Raw genomic sequence first — 543 nt, 5'->3', positions numbered from 1 at the left:
CGCCCGCCACGCTGGCGGCAGCGCTCCAGGGCCGCGAGCGTCCCGGGCGGGATGTCGTACCACTCGCTGTGCATGCGGTGCTCGGCCAGGTTCTCGGTCTTCACCGGCTGGAAGGTGCCCGCGCCCACGTGCAGCGTGACGCTGGCGCGCTCGATGCCGCGCGCGGCCAGGGCGGCCAGCACGCCCTCGTCGAAGTGCAGGGCTGCGGTGGGCGCGGCCACGGCGCCCGGCCGGGCCGCAAAGATCGTCTGGTAGCGCTGCGCATCCTCGGCTGCGTCCGGGTCCTCGCCGTCGCCTTGCCGGCGCTCGATGTAGGGCGGCAACGGCAGGTGGCCATGGCGCTCCATCAGCTCCCAGGCCGAGGCGCCGTCCGGCGCGTGCAGCGCCAGGCGAAACAGCGGCCCGTCCTCGTCGGGCCAGCGCGACAGCAGCGTGGCGTCGAAGCCGCCGCCTGTGCTGCCGCCCGCCAGGTGCAGCCGCGCGCCGGGGCGCGGCTTCTTGCTGACCTTCATGTGTGCCACCACCTCGCCCGCGTCCAGCACC

General features: G+C 75.3%; 1 protein-coding gene. It reads right to left on the bottom strand.

The genetic code is table 11. The annotated features are described in order from the left end of the window. Positions 1-543: S-adenosylmethionine:tRNA ribosyltransferase-isomerase (locus A612_RS12060; RefSeq protein ID WP_019374726.1), on the bottom strand; the 543-nt coding region annotated here is incomplete at both ends.

The organism is Melaminivora alkalimesophila (genome assembly GCF_000282995.1).
Classification (GTDB): Bacteria; Pseudomonadota; Gammaproteobacteria; order Burkholderiales; family Burkholderiaceae_C; genus Melaminivora; species Melaminivora alkalimesophila.
Note: the sequence above shows the minus strand (reverse complement) of the source record. Positions and strands in the feature narration are given on the sequence as shown.